The organism is Caldisphaera sp., from assembly GCF_023256325.1.
In the GTDB taxonomy this organism is placed as follows: Archaea; Thermoproteota; Thermoprotei_A; order Sulfolobales; family Acidilobaceae; genus Caldisphaera.
The window spans coordinates 1-20294 of record NZ_JAGDXI010000015.1; the positions used below are offsets into that span (position 1 = coordinate 1).

The following is a 20294-nucleotide window of genomic DNA, read 5'->3' on the forward strand; positions in this document are numbered from 1 at the left end:
ATTAGCAAAATTGTTAAAAATAATATATAATATATTATAACACTTAATAAAGATTTAATAATTAGTAACAAATTTCTTTTATTTTAAATATTTATATTATATTAATTTTAATTTATTAAAATATTAGTTTCTTTATAAATAAAGTTCGATTTAAAAATTTTTAGCTTTTACATCAGTGAACGTTTTAATGATATGCATTAGTCAGATACCATTAATATAAAAATATACCATTTTGTTATGTAAATATAGCAATTGTTAACCGGGGGGTTAACAATAATAAAAGGAATGAAAAATAGACTTTATACCATTTTGTTATGTAAAACATTATTTAAATCAGGTAAGTATTTAACCGAGGAAAATGAAATAATATTGGTGAACAATATGGTATCAGAAAAAGTTATTAGTTGTTTCGGGAAGAATATAGATATATCTTCATTAAAGCAAAGTATTATTGACTATTTGACTTCACAGGGGTTTAAAACTCAAGCATCTAAAGAATCTCCACATGGAGTGTTAATTCAAGCTCAAAAAGGGGGATTTTTAAGAGATATCATTGCGGCTGAAAGATCCTTAAATATTTTAATTTCTGGGGATCCTAATAACATAATCATAAGGATAGGTATTGGTAAATGGATCCAAAATTTAGCAGTTACAGCAGTTGAAACTCTTCTGTTATCAGAATTATTCATGTTTGTAGATATACCAGAAATGCTATGGAACTTTGAGGTAGAAAACAAAATAGCTAAAGATATTGCTCAGACTTTTTGTAAATAATTTTAAATCTAAATTTTATTTTAATTTTTATAAGATTACTATTAATTACATTAAACAAGATATGAACCAATAAAGAAAAATCCTTTAAATTGAGGATTTAAATTTTCCAGTTATAAATTATATTTTAAAGATCTATTAAAAGAATTATTTAACAATTTGAAACCATCAATCAACTAAATTTTAATAAATTTCGAAAGAATTTATTCAAAAATTATAGTAAAACCTAATTGATACAAATATTGCCATAAATCCTTACCCACTTATTTTTTAAACAAATCGTTATATAAAGACCTTGTATAAAATGATATAATATTGAGACGAATAATAATCTTTTGTAATCTTGCAGATTGTCAACTCCCCAGTTAACAATGATTTTGAGATAAATTGAATAATTAACAAATGAACATAATTTACTATTGGTTTTATAGCAAAAGTTAAAATCTAATTCTATAGGTAATTGATAAAATTTCATGAAAGAACTATAATAATTTTAATGAATATAATAAGAAAAGGTGAGGCTTATGAAATATAAATGGTACGATATAAGCCATGTATATGAAGAAGGCATAAAAGAAGGCTATGGACATCTACCACTAAAAATTGAACATGTAACTAATGTAACTGGTTCAAAGATTACAAATATTACGATTAATTCGCATTCAGGAACTCATATAGATGCTCAATATCACTTTATTGACAATGGATTAACAATTGATCTATATCCTCCAGAATTTTTCGCAGGACTTGCTGCAATATTAAATATACCAAAAAGTGAGCTAGAACCCATTACATATGAAGATATAAAAAGTTATTCTAAATTATTAGAAAAGGTAGATTTTGTTTTTATTAGAACTGGTTGGGAGGATCTTTGGGGAGAAGATAGTTATACTTGGAAGTATCCCTATATTTTACCAGAAGCTGCAAATCTATTAACTAAATTTAAAATTAGAATAGTTGGTACAGATACAATTTCACCTGATCCTTCAGTAAAAAGCGGTCTTAGAAATGGGTCGCCTGTTCATGATGTCTTATTAAAAAATAACATATTAATAATTGAAAATCTTACAAATCTTAAACCTCTTATTGAAAAAATAGTTGAAACTTTTTGCTTTCCGCTTAAAATTAAAAACGGAGACGGATCGCCTGTTAGAGTTGTTGCAAGAGAACCAATTGACAAAAACTAGAAAATTTAATAAAATGTTTTATCATATTCTCTATTTTCATAAAATGATATGTAATTTTCTTTAAATGCAATAGAAATCTCTTTAGCTAATTTACCATTAAGAATAATAGGTATATTTAAATCGGCCGCGTTTCTCCTTATAGCATAATCACTATTAATCAAATATCCATCAGAAATTACCAAGTCTATTCTTTTATTTAATATCAACCCTTCTGCTTCCTTTAAATTTAATTGTTTTCCATAAACATCAAAGTTATCAATTGTATATATATTATAGCCTATTTCTTCTAATGTTTTACTTGCTTCTTTTAAATCTCTGTAATTATTTGTTCCATATATTAGTATTGATTTATCTATCCTAGGTAATCTATTTGGCGAAACTGATAACCAGCTCTTCAATAAAGCATCATAAAATGTAATTCCAAATCCTGCTGATTCTCCAGTGCTTTTCATTTCAACACCTAGGCTAGGATATGCTCCTTTTAATTGAGACCATGAAAATTGGGGAGATTTAACTGCATAATATCTAGGCTTAATTATTTTAAAACCATCAAAATTTAATCCTTCTTCAATAGCTTTTACGCTTAAATTTATTAAGTTCATATTAATTGCTTTACTAGAAAATGGAAAAGATCTACTTTGCCTTAAGTTTAATTCTATAACATATGGAGTAGAATTTTTTATTACAAATTGTAAATTAAATGGACCTTTTATTTTTAACTCATTGGAAAGCATTAAAGATATTTTGCCCATTTCATTTACTATATTATCATTCAATTTCCTATTAGGGATTACCATAGTAGAGTCCCCACTATGTATACCTGCTTCCTCTATGTGCTCATTTAAAACACCAATTACCCCCTTTGAGTCTGAAACAGCATCTATTTCAGCTTCAATAGCATTATCAAAATATTTGGATATTATAACAGGATATTTTGGGGATATTTTAGTTGCGGAATTTATATATTTTATCAATTCATCATAGTTATATGCAACCTTCATGCTCGCACCGCTAAGAACATAACTCGGTCTAATTAATACTGGATATCCAATCTTATCGATAAATTTAATTACTTCATTTAGATTATTTGCAGAAATCCATGGAGGTTGCTTTATACCTAGTTTATCTAAAATGAAAGAAAACTTCTCCCTATTCTCAGCTATATCTATACTATGGCCCGATGTTCCATAAATTAATAAACCTTTTTCTTCCAATTCTTTTGCTATATTATTCCCTATTTGACCAGATGAAAAAACAACTACTTTTTTTGTTTTTGTTTTAGATGATAAATCCAAAACTTTTTCTACGTTTATTTCATCAAAAAACAGCTGCTTTGCTACATCCCAATCTGTTGAAACAGTTTCCGGATTGTAGTTTAACACATATACATTTTTATAGTAATTTTTCAACGCATCAATTAAAGAAACTGTACCCCAATCAAACTCTACGGATACACCTATCCTAAATACACCTGAACCCAAAATCAATATGCTCTTATCATCAGAAAAATCTACATCGTCTTCACTTCCATTATACGTAACATACATATAATTAGTTACTGCAGGCCATTCTCCAGCAACTGTGTCTATTTGTTTAATTTTAGGAATTATATTATATTCATGCCTTATTTTTCTTATGTACTCTTCATTAACATTTAATGCCTTAGCTATTAGTTTATCACTAAATCCTAACCTTTTCGCCTCTTCTAATATATCCTTATTTAATTCTTCAACCTTCATTCTTTTCATACTTTCATAAAAATTAACAATATTTCTAATCTTCTTTATATAAAATAAATCTATACCTGTAACATCGTATATCTCTTCATCAGATGCTCCTTCTCTAATTGCTTTTGAAATATAAAGAAACCAATAATCTTTTTTTCTTCTTAATCTTTCTAAAGCTTCATCTTTACTCATAGATGAATTATAAACTTTATTATCAACCAATTCTTGATCAAGATCTAGCATTCTGATTGCTTTTTGGAATGCTTCTTCGAAATTCCTCCCTATGCTCATAACTTCTCCTATACTTTTCATTTCAGTATTTATTGCAGTATCAACCTTTTCAAACTTTTGCAAATCCCATCTAGGCATTTTTATTGCTACATAATCTAAGCTCGGCTCGAAACAAGAAGTTGTTATACCAGTTATTTTATTTATAACTTCATATAATTTATAACCTAATGCAAGCTTTGCTGCAACATAAGCCAATGGATATCCAGTTACCTTACTCGCTAAAGCCGAAGACCTAGACATCCTTGGATTTGTTTCAATAACATAAATTTCATAACTATTTGGATTTAAAGCAAATTGCACATTACTTTCTCCTATCAATTCTATGGAATCCGCTACCTTCATTGACAAATTTCTCATAATTTGATACTCATAATTATCAATAGTTTGACACGGTGAAATTACCACACTTTCTCCAGTATGTATACCCATAGGATCCAAATTCTCTATGCAAGCTACGACCGCTTTATTTCCATAAGAATCTCTCATAACTTCGTATTCGAGTTCCTTGTAATGATGAAGATACTTCTCTAACAATATTTCATTAATATAACTTTGTGAAAATGCCTTTTTTAAATTATTCTTTAATTCATCTTCGTTCCAAACAACTCCAGAACCTCTACCCCCTAAATTATAACTAACCCTTATCATTATAGGATAGCCTAATTGCTTTGCTTTTTCTATAGCATCAGCCTCGTTATTTGCTGAATAACTTGGAGGTATCTGTATATTTGATTCAATCATGGTTTCTCTAAATTTTTCTCTACTCAAAGCCTTCTTTATACCATCTATTGGCGTTCCTAATACTTTTATTCCATATTTTTGTATAACTTTATTATTCCACAAATCTATTCCTGCATTTAATGCGGTTTGCCCTCCGAAACCTATCATTATTCCATCAGGTCTTTCCTTTTCAATAACTTTTTCTATATAATCGGATAATAATGGGATCATGTATATTTTGTCTGCCATTTTATATGAGGTTTGTATGGTTGCTACGTTAGGGCTTACCAATACTGTCTCAATATTTTCTTCCCTTATTGCTTTTAATGCCTGCGATCCTGAATAATCAAATTCCGCAGCCTCAGCTATTTTTATTGGTCCCGAACCTATTATCAATACCTTTTTAATATTTTCATTTTTCATAATTCAACCACCTTTTTGAATAATTTTTTTAAATTTTCTAAATATCCATGTTGTATCTAAAGGCCCTGGTCTTGCTTCTGGGTGAAATTGAACAGACAATATCCTCTTTTCTTCATTTATCCAACCTTCGACAGTTGAATCATCAGGATCAACAAACCATAGTTTAGCATTTTTCGGCATATCTTTTGCTGATAATATACCATATCCATGATTATGAGTTGTGATATAACTATTACCTGTTATAACATCTATAACTGGTTTGTTAATAGCTCTATGGCCAAACTTCATCTTATTTATTTTACCTCCTAGAGCTAAAGTACCTATTTGATGCCCTAAACAAATTCCTAAAATTGGTATTTTGTACTCTAATACAGAATTATAAGTATCTATAACTTCTTTTAGTAAATTAGGATTTCCAGGCCCGTTACCAAATACAACGCCTTTTGGATCGAATTTTATAATATCATTTACATTAGATTTGCAAGGTACCCTTATTATATTATAAAGAAATGTATCGTAAATTCCCTTTATTATGCCATGTTTTATTCCACAATCTACTATTACAATGGACTCATCGTATTCTCCTTCATGAACTATTACATTTTTAGGCGATGTAAAGCTAGTAAAGTCTATTTCATCATATTTAAAACTACTTATATTTTCTATTTCAATTCCAGATGAAATTATACCTTCTATAACTCCTCTTGACCTTATTTTCTTTATCAATGATCTAGTATCAACATTGCTTATACCTGGTATACCATTTTGTAATAACCATTCATGTAGAGATAAATGAGAGTTCCATTTGTTTCCTTCAGTTTCTTCAGAAACCACTAAACCATTTATTTGTATTCTTTCTGATTCAAAGTTTTCAATAATTCCATTTTTTGAGATGTTCATCCTAGGAATTCCATAATTTCCAACTAGTGGATAAGCTATAATTAGAATTTGCCCCTTATATGATGGATCTGTAAGCAATTCAGGATATCCATACATAGAAGTAGTAAAAACTACTTCTCCATAGCTAAAAGCTTTTGAGCCAAATCCACAACCTTCAATTATTGTACCGTCTTCTAAGTAAAGAAAACCTTTATGATTTCTTTTGCATATCAAGGATTTCACCTTTAAAAGAATTATATTTACATAAAACTAATTTTAAATCAAATTGTTTTATTATTCTGAAGGCCCATTTTAGGTAACTATTAATAATGCCCACTACTTTATTGAAGTCACTCCTATATAAACTTTTTCAAATATTCTTTAAAAATAAATTGTTTTTACAAAAATTATTCAAAAATTTAATCATAAAGCTTTATTAAAATAAAATTTAAATCAATTGCATAAATAAATTTATATAAATTCAAAGATGCTCTTACATATCATAATTTTGCATAAATAAAAATTGCTTACTATTTCTTAAAAAATGATTTATTTCGTTATAATTAATTCGCAAACATAATATAATTAAATTTTTTATCTGTAAAACAAAAATAGTAAATTGTAAATATAAAGCAAATACATTTAAATTTACAACTATCAAACAAACACAAAAATAATTACAATTAATAACCATAAATTAATTAAATTTAAATAAGCAATGGAATGCTAAAAATCAAAAATATTTAATATAGATTTATCTCAATAAAATTTATTTACTTCTTATACACAAGTTAATTTGGTGTGGGAAATGGAATTTATTATTTGGGACCATTAGGCAGTTATACTCATGAGGCTTCCTTAATTTTAAAAGGGAAAAAGATATCAAAACAGACAATTTCAGAAGTATTTTATGAAGTAAGCAAAAATAACTCGAAAGGTATTGTTCCTATAGAGAATAGTAGAGAAGGGCCAATTAATGAAACATTGGATAATCTATTTAAATATGATAATGTTTATGTAAACTATGAAAAAGAATTAAATATCAATATTGTAATCGCGTCAAATAAAAATATAAAAGATTTTAAAGAAATCAAAAGAATTTATTCTAATTATTATGCTATACAAGAAGCTAAAGATATATTATTAAAAATTGATGCAAAAGAAATTATTCAAGTTGAAAGTACGTCTAAAGCAGCTCTTTTAGCTTCAAAAGATAAAGAAGGAGCAGCCCTATGTTCTTCATATGCTGCAAAAATTTATAAATTAAAAATTCTTCAGAAAAATGTACAGGATGGAATTAATATTACAAGATTTATTATAATTTCTAACAAAATTAAGAAAAAAGGAGATAAAACAATGGTATTTTTCATAGTAAAACATAAACCAGGTTCCTTATACAATGTGTTAAAGGTATTCTATAAAAATAATATTAATTTAACAATGATATACTCGAGACCATTAAAAGAAAAAATATGGAATTACTATTTTTATGTTGAATTTGAAGGTAATTTAATACAAAAGAATATTAAGAGAGCTTTGAATTCTATATCAGCCGTATCAGAAAACTTAAAAATCAAAGGAAGTTTTTCTAAAGTTTAAAATATTATTTTAATTATTAATTAATAAATCTTTTTGAGAATTTACAATTTTTAGTATTAACTTTCTAAAGGAATAAAATTCACTTATCTAAATCATTCAAGAAGAAAAAATTTTTATTTTATCTAATGAAACTAGACCTTTAATAAAGTAGAACTGAGCATATTTTACCTTGTCTACAAGTTATATAAACTATTATCATTGGTAGATATTACTTTAAGAAATAAAAAAGTTAAGCGCCGGGGGCGGGATTTGAACCCGCGTGTCCCTTTCGGGACAACAGGTCTCCAGCCTGTCCCCTTGGACCGCTCGGGCACCCCGGCTCGTTAATAAAAATGTTATCTAAACAAAATAAGTCTAAAATTACTTTCCTGATTTAATCTCTATATAAACGTCTGGAGGAACCTGAATTCTCATTAATCTTCTTAATACCCTTTCATCTGCTTCTATATCAATTAACCTTTTGTGAATTCTCATTTCCCAATGTTCCCAGTGTTTACTTCCTTCTCCATGTGGTAATCTTAATAGGGGTAATTCTAATCTCTTCGTTGGTAAAGGTATTGGACCCCTAATTGGAACGCCTGTTTTTTGTGCAATTTCCTTAATTTGATTTACTACTGATTCTAAGCTTTTTACATTGGTGCTCCACAGCCAAATTCTGACTTTAAATGCCAAATTTTCCACCAATTTTTAAATTGCTGTTTTACTTCTTTATTTCAACTTTTGCCGGCTTAACTTCCGTAACTATGCCTATACCAACAGTTCTGTTCATATCTCTCATTGCAAATCTTCCTAATTGTGGGAAGTCACTGTACTTCTCTATTACTGTTGGCTTTATGGGCTTAAATCTTATCATAGCTACATCTCCGGCCTTTAAGAACTGTGGATTCTTTTCAACTTCCTTACCAGTTCTTGGGTCTAGCTTTGATACTATTTCTATGACTTTAGCGCTTACTGTTGCAGTGTGTATATGTATAACTGGTGTATAACCTACAGCTATAGCGCTTGGATGCCATACAACAAATACCCTTGCTACAAATTCGTCAGCAACTGTTGGTGGAGCATCAAATGGACCAACTACGTCTCCTCTCTTTATTTGGTTCTTTTCAACACCTCTTACAGAGAATCCTATGTTATCTCCAGGCTCAGCTTTTTGTAAATCTTGATAGTGCATTTGTATACTTCTTACTTCTCCTCCAACACCTGCCGGCATGAATATTACTTTGTCTCCTACTTTCATAACCCCAGTTTCTACTCTACCTACTGGTACTGTTCCTGCACCAGGTATTGTGTATACGTTTTGTACAGGTAATCTTAATGGTTTATCAACAGGCTTTGGAGGTACTTGCAAATTATCAAAGGCCTCTACCAATATTGGACCTTTGTACCATGGCATATTAGGGCTTCTCTCAATTATATTGTCTCCAGTCCAAGCACTAACAGGAACGAATGGAATGTTATCAATATTATAACCTAACCCTTTCATAAATTTCTTAAGCGTATTAGCTATTTCATCATATCTCTTCTGATCATAATTTACATCAGGAGCATCCATTTTATTTATAGCAACTATCATTTGTTCAATACCTAATGTTTTTGCTAATAATAAGTGCTCTCTTGTCTGCCCTTCAGGGCTCATACCAGCTTCAAATTCTCCCTTTCTTGATGATACAACTAGCATTGCAGCGTCTGCTTGACTGGCACCAGTTATCATGTTTTTAACGAAGTCTCTATGACCAGGGGCATCTATTATTGTAAATACATATTTTCTTGTCTCGAATTTCATAAAAGATAAGTCTATAGTTATACCCCTTTCTCTCTCTTCCTTCATTTTATCCAATATCCATGCGTATTTGAATGATTCTTTACCAGCATTTTTAGCTTGCTCTTCTAGTTCTCTCATTTTCTTTTCATCAACTATACCTAACCTGTATAGTAGATGTCCAGTTAACGTACTCTTACCATGGTCTATGTGCCCTATAACTACTAAATTTAAGTGCGGCTTCTCAGGCATGCATTTACACCTCTCTTATTTATCTTTTTCCCTCATTTTAAGCTTAAACAGGGATTTAAAAATACTATGCTTAATAAGATCATAAATTTTTTAATTGAAACAAAATTTTTATTGCAAAAAGAGTCTTACTGTTTAATTAATAATTAAAAATTTTCACCTTGAGCTCAATGCTATCCTTTCTATTTCTTCTTTCTGTTTAATAGAATAGCTTTGTGGGTCATTTCTAGCAGCTAATAAAATCTCATCAGCTAAGCACTGCTCAATAGATTTTGTGCTTCCAAAAGCGCACTCCCTAGCTCCTTCTGTAATAAATCTTAATGCTAAGTCAACTCTTCTCTGAGAAGATACATCTACAGATACCCTATAAACAATACCGCCATACATAATTCTTGTTGTTTCTTCTCTTGGAGCAGCATTCTCTATTGCCCTGACAAATACTTGTATTGGATTCTCTTTTGTTTCTAAATAAATAATATCAAACGCGTTTCTAACTATATTATATGCCATCATTTTTTTGCCGCCGTTCTTACCAGGATACATAAGCCTATTAATCAAACGCTCTACTATATTTACTTCAGCTTTTCCAAATCTTTTATGCTCATGCCTCCCTCCACTATGAGGCAAGTATGTTGGTTTTAGGCTTATGTATTTCTTTAAACTTGGATCTTTTATCTCAATTCCTTCCCAAGACCATCTATCTAATAGCTTAATATCGCTCAAATTGTTACCAACTTTATCTATTTCTGGTATTTTTGTTTGATTGCTCAATCTCACGCACCTACTTTTATGAGTTAGGTATAGCTTTTAAAAATATTGTTTTCTAAAATTAAATGAGTTCTTCTATAAGAATCGATTCTTAAAAACTTTCTATTATTTAATTTTCCATACTATAGATTCTTAATAGATTGAAAGCATTCAAGAGACCTTAAACTTAAGTATTTCGGAGAATAATAAGCTAAAAGTGAGGGAATTAAGTTTGAGCGAAGATTTGCTAAGAGTGATGAATGTGCAAACATTTTACAAAATTATTCAAGATGTTGGAAGCGGATATGGAACATACATAATAGGTTTAAGCTTAGCATTAGAAGATGGAAGGCTTTTTTCACTAGTAAATATACCCGCTGATGTTGCTGAAGCAATAAAAACTTATAATGATGGCGAAGTACCTCCGAGAAGGCAATCAATATTTTCTTTTTTAATGAACCATGAAGAGTTTAAAGAGTTAATAGGAAAAACATTAAAGAGAATAATTATTGATGAGTTAGATACAAATAATGGATTATATACTGCATCTGTTGAATTCGAATCTGAGGGATTAAATTTAACTATAAAAATGATACCGAGTCATGCTGTATATTTAGGAATAATTTCTGGAAAGCCAATATATGTTACAAAAAAACTAGCTGATATGGAAGATCAAAACCAAGATCATGGAAACCAGGATGATGAAAATGACGATGAAGGAGAAGATGATGAATAATTTTATTTATGATCGATAAAAATTATCTCTTAACTTTTTGCTTCTTACCTTTCCATAACGCATCTAGAGAAACTCCATTAACCATTACAACTTTATACCTAACTCCCGGTATGTCTCCCAAAGATCCTCCCTTTGGACCCCCAATACCTTCTATTATAACTTCATCGTGCTCATCAATATATAAAATACCTCCGTCTTTCGGAACAAATGCTGTTACAACCTTTTTGTTTTTTATTAGCTGGCATCTAACGCATTTTCTTAGCGCTGAGTTAGGTTGCCTTGATTCAACACCAACCTTTTCTAAAACAATAGCTCTAGCCATTGGTGAACCTTCTAATGGATCATATTTTTCAGTCAACTTGAGCATTCTTCTCTTGAACTCATTTTGTGACCATTTGAACTTCATTTTCTTCTTTCTCAGCTGCCTTGCTGCAAATAGCCCATTAGGCGATTTTCCTTCACCCATTAATTGTCACCTTTTCTAGTCTTATGTTTATCTTAGCAGAATATAAACTTTCTTTCACTTAACTACCACCTTCTCTACCCCATAGAGTTTTCCTAATATTATTTTTGCCCTTTTTACATTTTTACCGTCTTTTCCGATAGCTTTTCCCTTTTCATCATCTTTCACTTTTACATAAACTGCTTTTACATTATCTTTATCAATTAAATCAACTTTTAATACAGTTATTTCAGGAAATAGGTTTTTTGTCATTTCTTCTATTTTATCTGAGTACTCTACGATTTCAACATTTTTGTTTAATATTTTAGACAAGGATTTTACATTTTTACCGTCTTTTCCGATAGCTTTTCCTAAATCATTTTTATTTACAAGGTAAAAAACTCTATTGCCTTCATTATCTGCAATACACCTATAAGCCATTGCTCCTGTTAAATCTTGAAATAGGGATAAATATCTAAGTTCCTCGAGATCTATTCTATCACCATTGCTACTTTTTTCCATCACATACACCCTAAGACGTTTCCACGAGGTCAAGTATTCTTGAATCTCCAGTATCGACTACGCTTATTGATGATACTTTAAAGGGCTTACCTATTAACGCCCCTAGCTCTAGTGATGTGCCTTTAAATACATAAACTGGTATATTTGATAGCTTTGCTCCCTTCTCAATTTTTTCTCTATAGCTGAGTGGAATATTATCTGCTATAATAACCATTTTAGCCTCTCCCTTAAGTATTGACTTAATTGCCTTACTCACGCCTAAATAATATTTCCCATTTTTTGTCAAATTCTTTAATTCTTTTTCAAATGATACTGACATATCTATTCCCCCTTTCTGGATTAGTAGATCCTGCTTATTTATTTTCCGTATCATCTGCAGAGGGTTTAACAGGTGAAGCTCCCATACCTAGCATAACTATTCCTGTCCCAACCTTAGGTATTAAACCGGCAGATATACTTTCCGTTACACCATAGAATTTTTCATCTTCACCAGTAATTGCAGCATTATATATTTGATTTACTGTTACTTCAAATGCAGCTCTAGCTATAACACTAGGCTTTTCTCCTACAATGCCTAACCTACCTATTTGCCTTACTTTACCGGTCCACGTCATCATGTCCGCAACAAGCATAACATGTCTAATATCGACATCTAATCCAGAATTCTGAAGAACGTCTAATATTTCTTTGATTATCGCATTTCTTCCAGCTTCAATCCCTAATACCTGGGAAATTTCAATAATATTGTTTGTTTCTATTCTTTTAGCGTCAATTCCTGGAATTTTCATAACTTCTGCTAAATTACTTCCTTCAGCCATTATTACATATTCTTTCTTCTTTACTCCATTTTCTTCATAACTCCTTTCTTGTATCATAGTTTTTCTTATCCCCTTTATCCCTTTAAGATATGTTTTCCTAATTTTTGATATTATTTCGTTAAATGCCTTTGTATCATATAACTCTTCTTCTGGCATAACATCACTATTTAATTCTACATTTATTATATTTGGATTATTTTCATCCACATTTGCTTTTCCTAACTTTAGTTTCTCAATAGCTTCAATTATTTCTTCATGAGTAACTCCTTTATCATCTAACAAATCCTTATCTATCTCTATCTGTATCTTAGGTTCTCCTAAAATATAGGATATTTCTGAAACAACATTGCTTATAATTGTGTACTCTATTTTTCTAGCGATTTCTTTAGCTTTTTCCAAATCATTTCTATTCTCTTCATCTAAGTATATTCTCATTATGGGTGTTGATGGCTCATGCCTTGCATCAACTATTTCTATTAGCCTTGGTAATCCTAAGGTTACGTCAAATTCCATTAATCCTGCATAATGGAATGTTCTAAGTGTCATTTGGGTTCCAGGTTCTCCTATGGATTGCGATGCTATGGTACCAACAGGTTCTCCTGGTTGAATCATAGAAGATATATAACGTCTTACAGTTTCTTCAACCACAAAAATTTTTTGTGCTGTGCTTAGATCCGACTTCTCAAGCTTCTCATTTAACTCCTTATAGATTTTCTCTGGAAGTATTTCCTTAGCTGACTTTAGTTTTATATCAAGTTCTCCCTTCTTTTCTTCCTCTTCTTTTACTGCCTCAATTTTTTTCTTTTTAGGCGTCATTTTTCATTCACCTTAGCCTTTTCTATTATTCTATCTATATTTACTGCCTTTCCATGATAAGTTAGCATTGGATCAACCCCATCTTCTCCATACTTAAACTGTACTATGTTTTCAACTGAGTCCCTAACCGTTCCATCATATGCAACATATAAATCCTGCAAGGCATTAATAAGCCTTCTTTGCATATAACCGCTTTGAGATGTCTTAACTGCAGTATCTACCAATCCTTCTCTACCTCCTGCTGCGTGGAAGAATACTTCATAAGGCTTTAGACCAACTCTAAAATTACCAATAATAAATCCTCTTGCTTCTGGAGATAAATCTCCTGGTTTAAATTGAGGCAATGTCCTTGTCCTAAATCCTCTTGAAATTCTTTTACCTCTAACAGTTTGTTGTCCTAGCATTGCCGCCATCTGAGTTATATTTATATCACTTCCCCTTGCTCCAGTTCTAGCCATAATAAATGCATTATTAAATGGGTCCATATAGCTAATGGCTAACTTACCTGCATCATCTCTTAATTTCTGCAACCTTTGTATTATCTTTAACTCAAGGCTTTCTTCTGGAGTTCTTCCTGGTATAACTTCCAAATTCCCTTCTTTATAATCATTAATAAATTGTTGAATTTCATTCTTTGCCTGTTCTACCATATTACTTATTTTGTTTTTAGCTTCATTAGGTATTTCAACTTCTTTTAACGATATTGAAAAACCTTTTATTTCAAGCATCCTAATAAACATTCTAAACACGTTGTCTAAAAATTCTCTTGCCTTTTCAGAGCCATATTCTAGTGTTATATAATGCAGTACATTTTCCGGTTGCTCTGCACCAATAGCATTTTTATCAAATACGCCCATTAATAGCTTTCCATTACTTATTATATCATAAGAATCAAAGAAACATTTTTCATTATCACATTTTAATTCTCCTGCATTAATTTTTGCTCTTCCTTCAAAATTAAGGCCTTGAGGTAAAAATAGACTTATTAATTGTTTTCCTGTCCATAATGGTTCAGGCTTTATTATAGCTGGCTCAGGCATTTTACCTTTATAGTTTGCCGCTGCAAGCAATAAGGAAACTTCGTCTTTTGTTAATAGAGTTGTTTTAACAGTTAATAGATATGATCCACTAATGTAATCTTGTCTTCCGCCAATTAATGGCCCACCATATCTTGGTGATAATATTTGGTTCTCAACAAGCATTAATTCTTGGGCTTCTGCCCTTGCTTCTTCTAGCCTTGGAACATGTAGATTCATCTCGTCCCCATCGAAATCTGCATTATATGGAGCACAATCTAGAAGATTTAATCTAAAAGTACGTCCCGGCATAACCCTAACTTTATGGGCCATTATAGACATTCTGTGAAGGCTGGGCTGTCTGTTAAATAATACTATATCTCCATTAATTAAATGTCTTTCTACTACATCACCTATCTCTAGGCTCTCTGCTAGTTGCCTATAATTGCGTTGATATCTTAGATCTATTTTCACGTTTTGCTTTGTCTTATAAACAAACATTGCTCCTGGCCAATTATACGGACCATTTAATACAAATTTCCTAGCATCTTCAATATTGTATGATGTAACAACTATAGGTAAAGTTAATATCTTAGCTATTTCTTCTGGAACACCTACTTCATCTATACTTATATAAGGATCTGGAGAAATAACTGTTCTTGCTGAGAAATTAACCCTCTTTCCATTTAAATTGCCTCTTAATCTACCTTCTTTGCCTTTTAATCTTTGAGCGATAGTTTTTAGCTGTTTCCTCCCCCTATGAGAAAGTTGATAAATGTTAGGCAATTCATTATCTATATATGCAGCTATAACGTTTTGAAGCGTTTGCCATGCCTCTTCTACCATTGATTCTGGAGCGTTAGATGATAAGAAGTTCTTTAACCTCTCATTTTGTCTGACTATTTCAACTAAAGCATGAGTTAAATCGTCCTCCGCCCTTAAACCGTTTTCCATTGTTATGGATGGTCTTACAGACAATGGAGGTACAGGCAAAACAGTCAAAACCATCCATTCTGGTCTTGCAGCCTTAGGATCTACTCCTAATACTTTTATGTCCTTATCTTGCACTCTTTCAAGTCTCTCTCTTATTTCACTAGGAGTTAACCTAATTTCACCTTCTGGCCTTACTTCATAGAAATTAAAAGGCTTGGTGAACTTAAGCTTAAATTGCTTATATCCACAATGAGGGCATTCTGATACAGAAGACGCTTGCTTAGCTATTTCATCTGAAAAAGTTTCCGCAAGTATTGGCCATTTTTCTTTAAGCTTTTCGTAAATGTTTGTTAAATATGCAATCTTTTCATCAGGTAGCAAAATTCTACCGCAATTCCTGCAAGTTGATTGTAAAATAACATCTATTTTATCTCCTAAATGAGGTAATAAAACAGGTCTAGCTAAATCAATCTTTCCGAAATGTCCTGGACAATCTTCTCTAGTGTTTCCACAAACAGGGCATCTTTCTCCTGGTTCAATAGCTCCGAAATGAGGGTCTCTAACGCCTCCAGATACAGGAGATCCATCTGCTTCATATATTTCTGGTCTAATAACAGTAACCTTCGCCATTTTTCTTATTTCTATTGGACTTAATAGGCTAAAATGAATCCTATCAATTAGATATTTTTCGTTTTCTTTATAATTACTTGTATATGACATTTTAAGCACCTCCTCCTTCAGCTTCTTGTTTCATAGTTTTTGAATTTTCATCACTGTTCCCTGAATTGTTATCAGAAGTCTCTTTTTGAATCTCAAATTCTCCAGCTATTTTTCTCATAACCCTAATTTTATCAGAAACCTTTATTTCTGGTTTTACACCCATACTTATTATTTCCTGCAAAAACAGCTTAAATGCGTAAGGCACTTTTACTGGCCTTATATCTCCAGCATCACCATGAATTGGACATTCATAAACTCCTCTCTTACTGTTATACCAGGCGATATGACCGCATATGTTACAAATATGCATAACATAGATATCACTATTTTCTAACATTCTATCCCTAAGCATCATTGTAGCTCCATGGCCTACTAAACAATCCCTTTCCATTTCTCCAAATCTAAGCCCACCCTGTCTTGCTTTACCTTCAGTGGGTTGTCTTGTTAACAATTGTACTTTTCCAGTTGCTCTTGCATGCATTTTATCTGAAACCATATGATATAACCTTTGATAAAATGCGATACCTATTGTTATAGTATTTTCAATAATCCTTCCGGTCCTTCCATCATACATTACTTCTTTTCCGCTCGGATCAAATCCTTTTTTAACCAAAACAAATTGCAAGTTATTAGTATCTTCTTTATAAAATGGCGTGCCATCAACAAACTTTCCCAATAAAGCCCCAGCTTTTGCTGATACTATTTCTAATAATTGTCCTACAGTCATTCTTGAAGGTATACCATGAGGGTTGACAATAATATCAGGAGTTATACCATCTTCAGTATATGGCATGTCATATCTTGGGAAGAGCATACCGACAACTCCTTTTTGACCGTGCCTGCTTGCAAATTTATCTCCTAATTCTGGTATCCTTAAGTCTCTTACCTTCACCTTAACTAACTTATTCCTTTCAGAAGTTTGTGTTATCATGACAGTATCTACAATACCGCTTTCACCATATCTTAATTGAACGCTTGTATCCCTTTTTGAGAGGACTCCTGGTCCAATTACTCTTTCTTCACCTATAAACCTTGGAGGGCTTTCTCTGCCAACTAAAACATCTCCACCTATAACTTCAGCCTCGGGCTCTACAATACCATCTGGTCCCAGTTTAATATAATATTGATCCCCTTTATGATCATATAATTTTGGTGATGGTACAGTTATTCTATCACTTAATCCTCCAGGATAATCATTTTCTGTAGCTGAATATACTCTAAAGAAGTGAGCCCTACCTAAACCCATATCGATGCTAGTCTTGTTAAATATTATTGCATCTTCTATATTATAGCCAGTAAAAGACATAAAAGCAACAACAAAATTTTGTCCAGAAGGTCTTTGATTATAACCCATTTCTTCTAGATGCCTTGTTTGAACAATAGGCTTTTGTGGATAATGAAGTAGATATGCATGACTATCCATTCTTAAATTATAGTTAAGAGCATATAACCCCAACGCTTGCTTTGCCATTGCAGATTGATAAGTGTTTCTTGGACTTTGATTATGCTCCATAAATGGAATAGTTGAAGCCGCTACTCCAAATATACCAGTAACCCATAATTCTAAATGAGTTGTATCTTTGTTTATATCCTCAACTCTTTCTGCTATATATGCATTCTCTTCTTCATCAGGATCAATCAATTCTATAATACCCATTCTAACGAGATCCCAAAACTTTAATTCCCCTTTAATAACTTTAGATACTATTTCCTTTGTTAATTTTGGCTTACCATCTTCAACAATAATTAGAGGTCTTAATAACCTACCTTCATCTGTGTTTATATAAACTTCCTTAGAGTTTTCACCTTGTATTAACGCAATGCCTACTTCAAAACTTATTTCTCCCTTTCTTCTCATTTCTCTTAGTTTGTGTACTAATTCCTCACCATTTTCAACATAACCTATAGGACTGCCATTTAGAAATACTTTAGCACCGTTGCTAACAATTGATATCACATCGTTATCATTTTCTGATGATCTCTTTATTATTTCATCCATTAATATTACTCCTTGGTTCCTTAAAATTCTTTCAACGTCTTGCTCTTCTACACCTACTGATATATATGTCATCAAAGCCAAATTCTTAACTAGCCCACAATTAATACCTTCGGGTGTTTCAAATGGACACAATCTACCCCAATGAGTACCATGTAAATCCCTTGCCTCAAAATGGGTTTGACCTCTGCTTAATGGAGATATAACTCTTCTCAAATGGCTCAAAAGACTAATCCAATTAGTTCTATCTAAGGCTTGACTAACACCAGTTCTATTCTGTGTCCAGTTTCCTGTTGCTAATGCAGCCCTAATCCTTTCCGTTATAATATCGGATCTAACCAAAAATCTTAGCCTTAACTTTTTACGTTGACTTATATATTCTTCTAATTGTGATGAAATCGTATTAACAAATTGCTGAAATGCATCCCTGAATATTTCAGCTATTAGATCTCCAGCTAATCTTAATCTCTTATTAGAATAATGGTCTTTATCATCTTCGCCCCTTTTATTTAAATAAAGTTGTAAAACTCTATTTGCCATCTCACCAATGAAATATGCTTTCTTCTTCCTGTCTTCTGGTTTATTACCTAAATGAGGTAAAAATTGATTATCAATGAAATCTTCGGCTCTTGCTATTCTTATTTCTCTCGGCTGACCGGGCGCTAATCTGTTTCCTATATATTCTAAAGCATCTTCTGTAGATTTTATTGTAAATGCAACCTTCTCAAAACTAGGTAATAATTCTCTTTGTATATCTGAATCAAAGGAAACAGCTGCCGCTATTTCAGCGTCTTTCTCTAGACCTAATGCCTTCATCATTACTACAAATGGTATTCTATATCCTAGTCTGCTCATACTTAATTCTAAAGTACCATCATTCATTCTATCAACAATCACTTGTCTTCTCAAACCTAAAACAGTGGAAACAACTTTTGCTGTATGAGTAATCCTTGCAGTATTCGCAGTTGACAAACCAACTATTATCCTATTTACTGCTAGATCTTCTTGTGCCACTATTACTCTTTCGCTACCATTAATAATAAAATATCCTCCCGGATCATAAGGATCTTCTCCTATATTTATTAGTTCATTCTCTTTAAATTGCGAAATAGGATCTATAACTGATTTAACCATTACTGGGAAATCAGCTATTTTTAATTCTTCTCTTTCAACCTCATTTCCATTTTCTATAAGTGCCATTTCAAGATATAGCGGTGAAGAGTATGTTAAATTCCTAATCCTTGCTTCTGATGGAGTTATTTGATGGAAAAAACCATCTGCTTCCTTAACTTGAGGATATGTTATTTTTATTCTTCCCAATACAATCTTTATATCTGGTCCTCCCTCTTCCATTTCGTTTTTCTTGATTTGCTTATAGGTGGGTCTAATTTCTCCATAAGAATCAACTATTTTTTGTAATCTTTCTTTAACAAAAGAGTTAAAAGAATCCAAATGCTGTCTAGATAGTCCATTTTCATGTATGTATTGCTTGAATAACGACCATAAATCGTCGTTATTTAACTTAGATTCTTCAATAGACAAAAAATGGCACCCCTTTAATAGGATACAACAACCCTATACGCCTTATACTTACCGGCCGTGGGAGAATCTCTTTCAATCTCTATTATATCTCCTGGCTTTCCATTCAAAATTCTCACTATCGGATCATTAATGCTAATACGCGGTAATTGCCAAGGTCTAACTCCTAATGTCTTTAATACCTCTATAGATTCCTCTAATGATAATATTCTATGTTTTGGAACAAGATAATGCCCCAATATTTTTTCTTCTTCTTTCACTTTCGAAGGCAAACTCCTATGCCACCTCTCTACTGCAAAAAGTAAAGTTAAGACCCGAGCTTATTAGTATTATTATCTTAAAAATAATGGGTTTTATGGAGCCCTTAATGGGTGTGGCGGGCCCGCCGGGATTCGAACCCGGGA

General features: G+C 31.7%; 16 protein-coding genes and 2 tRNA genes (1 of these 18 running past the window's edge). 4 read left to right on the top strand and 14 right to left on the bottom strand.

All coding sequences use genetic code 11. From position 1 onward, the window contains the following. Positions 1-381 precede the first annotated feature (381 nt). Both Q0C16_RS01845 and Q0C16_RS01850 read left to right on the top strand, forming a co-directional pair. Entirely contained in the window at positions 382-774 is a 393-nt protein-coding gene (locus Q0C16_RS01845) for a hypothetical protein (RefSeq protein WP_292319342.1), read from the top strand. A gap of 521 nt (positions 775-1295) precedes the next feature. Beyond that, complete coding sequence (locus Q0C16_RS01850; RefSeq protein ID WP_292319343.1) at positions 1296-1958, top strand: cyclase family protein; 663 nt, start codon at positions 1296-1298, stop codon at positions 1956-1958. Positions 1959-1963: 5 nt separating this feature from the next. Here the strand turns inward: Q0C16_RS01850 and carB are convergent, their stop codons facing one another. Then, entirely contained in the window at positions 1964-5119 is a 3156-nt protein-coding gene (gene carB, locus Q0C16_RS01855) for a carbamoyl-phosphate synthase (glutamine-hydrolyzing) large subunit (protein WP_292319344.1), read from the bottom strand. Positions 5120-5122: 3 nt separating this feature from the next. Beyond that, entirely contained in the window at positions 5123-6229 is a 1107-nt protein-coding gene (carA, locus tag Q0C16_RS01860; RefSeq protein ID WP_367117882.1) for a glutamine-hydrolyzing carbamoyl-phosphate synthase small subunit, read from the bottom strand. Between the two features lie 570 nt (positions 6230-6799). On the opposite strand from carA, the gene Q0C16_RS01865 reads away from it, so the two are divergent. Then, positions 6800-7597, top strand: coding sequence for a prephenate dehydratase domain-containing protein (locus Q0C16_RS01865; protein ID WP_292319346.1), 798 nt, complete (start codon positions 6800-6802; stop codon positions 7595-7597). A gap of 234 nt (positions 7598-7831) precedes the next feature. On the opposite strand, the gene Q0C16_RS01870 is transcribed toward Q0C16_RS01865, so the two are convergent. The 4 genes from Q0C16_RS01870 to Q0C16_RS01885 form a co-directional block, all read right to left on the bottom strand. Beyond that, positions 7832-7917 (bottom strand) — tRNA-Ser (locus Q0C16_RS01870). A gap of 40 nt (positions 7918-7957) precedes the next feature. Next, the gene (gene rpsJ, locus Q0C16_RS01875; RefSeq protein ID WP_292319347.1) at positions 7958-8269 is read right to left on the bottom strand and encodes a 30S ribosomal protein S10; all 312 of its coding nucleotides are present in this window, start codon (positions 8267-8269) and stop codon (positions 7958-7960) included. Between the two features lie 28 nt (positions 8270-8297). Next, entirely contained in the window at positions 8298-9608 is a 1311-nt protein-coding gene (tuf, locus tag Q0C16_RS01880; RefSeq protein ID WP_292319348.1) for a translation elongation factor EF-1 subunit alpha, read from the bottom strand. Between the two features lie 153 nt (positions 9609-9761). Beyond that, positions 9762-10376: a 30S ribosomal protein S7 gene (locus tag Q0C16_RS01885; RefSeq protein ID WP_292319349.1), complete on the bottom strand. Its 615-nt coding sequence runs from the start codon at positions 10374-10376 to the stop codon at positions 9762-9764. 208 nt (positions 10377-10584) lie between these two features. Here Q0C16_RS01885 and Q0C16_RS01890 point away from each other — a divergent pair, with 208 nt between their 5' ends. Beyond that, positions 10585-11088 (top strand): bifunctional nuclease domain-containing protein, encoded by a 504-nt coding sequence (locus Q0C16_RS01890; RefSeq protein WP_292319350.1) that lies wholly within the window; start codon positions 10585-10587, stop codon positions 11086-11088. Positions 11089-11110: 22 nt separating this feature from the next. Here Q0C16_RS01890 and Q0C16_RS01895 read toward each other — a convergent pair whose 3' ends face one another. From Q0C16_RS01895 to Q0C16_RS01930, 8 genes are all read right to left on the bottom strand, one after another. Next, on the bottom strand, positions 11111-11554 hold the full coding sequence (locus tag Q0C16_RS01895; protein WP_292319351.1) for a 30S ribosomal protein S12: 444 nt from the start codon (positions 11552-11554) through the stop codon (positions 11111-11113). 54 nt (positions 11555-11608) lie between these two features. Next, positions 11609-12052 (bottom strand): NusA-like transcription termination signal-binding factor, encoded by a 444-nt coding sequence (locus Q0C16_RS01900; RefSeq protein WP_292319352.1) that lies wholly within the window; start codon positions 12050-12052, stop codon positions 11609-11611. 10 nt (positions 12053-12062) lie between these two features. Then, entirely contained in the window at positions 12063-12371 is a 309-nt protein-coding gene (locus Q0C16_RS01905; protein WP_292319353.1) for a 50S ribosomal protein L30e, read from the bottom strand. A 34-nt stretch (positions 12372-12405) separates the two neighbouring features. After that, positions 12406-13686: a DNA-directed RNA polymerase subunit A'' gene (gene rpoA2 / locus Q0C16_RS01910; protein ID WP_292319354.1), complete on the bottom strand. Its 1281-nt coding sequence runs from the start codon at positions 13684-13686 to the stop codon at positions 12406-12408. After that, on the bottom strand, positions 13683-16355 hold the full coding sequence (gene rpoA1 / locus Q0C16_RS01915; protein ID WP_292319355.1) for a DNA-directed RNA polymerase subunit A': 2673 nt from the start codon (positions 16353-16355) through the stop codon (positions 13683-13685). The genes rpoA2 and rpoA1 overlap by 4 nt, the downstream gene beginning before the upstream one ends. Before the next feature lies 1 nt (position 16356). Further along, positions 16357-19893 (bottom strand): DNA-directed RNA polymerase subunit B, encoded by a 3537-nt coding sequence (locus tag Q0C16_RS01920; protein WP_292319356.1) that lies wholly within the window; start codon positions 19891-19893, stop codon positions 16357-16359. A gap of 14 nt (positions 19894-19907) precedes the next feature. Next, positions 19908-20162, bottom strand: a complete 255-nt coding sequence (locus tag Q0C16_RS01925) for a DNA-directed RNA polymerase subunit H (RefSeq protein WP_292319357.1) — start codon at positions 20160-20162, stop codon at positions 19908-19910. 102 nt (positions 20163-20264) lie between these two features. Further along, positions 20265-20294, bottom strand: a tRNA-Lys gene (locus tag Q0C16_RS01930); it runs 88 nt beyond the window's last position.

Excerpts from the sequence above, each read along its gene's own strand:
- Q0C16_RS01900 (WP_292319352.1), bottom strand. The coding sequence starts at position 12,052 with ATGGAAAAAAGTAGCAATGGTGATAGAATAGATCTCGAGGAACTTAGA.
- Q0C16_RS01905 (WP_292319353.1), bottom strand. The coding sequence starts at position 12,371 with ATGTCAGTATCATTTGAAAAAGAATTAAAGAATTTGACAAAAAATGGG.
- tuf (WP_292319348.1), bottom strand. The coding sequence starts at position 9,608 with ATGCCTGAGAAGCCGCACTTAAATTTAGTAGTTATAGGGCACATAGAC.
- Q0C16_RS01895 (WP_292319351.1), bottom strand. The coding sequence starts at position 11,554 with ATGGGTGAAGGAAAATCGCCTAATGGGCTATTTGCAGCAAGGCAGCTG.
- rpoA1 (WP_292319355.1), bottom strand. The coding sequence starts at position 16,355 with ATGTCATATACAAGTAATTATAAAGAAAACGAAAAATATCTAATTGAT.
- rpoA2 (WP_292319354.1), bottom strand. The coding sequence starts at position 13,686 with ATGACGCCTAAAAAGAAAAAAATTGAGGCAGTAAAAGAAGAGGAAGAA.
- Q0C16_RS01845 (WP_292319342.1), top strand. The coding sequence starts at position 382 with ATGGTATCAGAAAAAGTTATTAGTTGTTTCGGGAAGAATATAGATATA.
- Q0C16_RS01850 (WP_292319343.1), top strand. The coding sequence starts at position 1,296 with ATGAAATATAAATGGTACGATATAAGCCATGTATATGAAGAAGGCATA.
- carB (WP_292319344.1), bottom strand. The coding sequence starts at position 5,119 with ATGAAAAATGAAAATATTAAAAAGGTATTGATAATAGGTTCGGGACCA.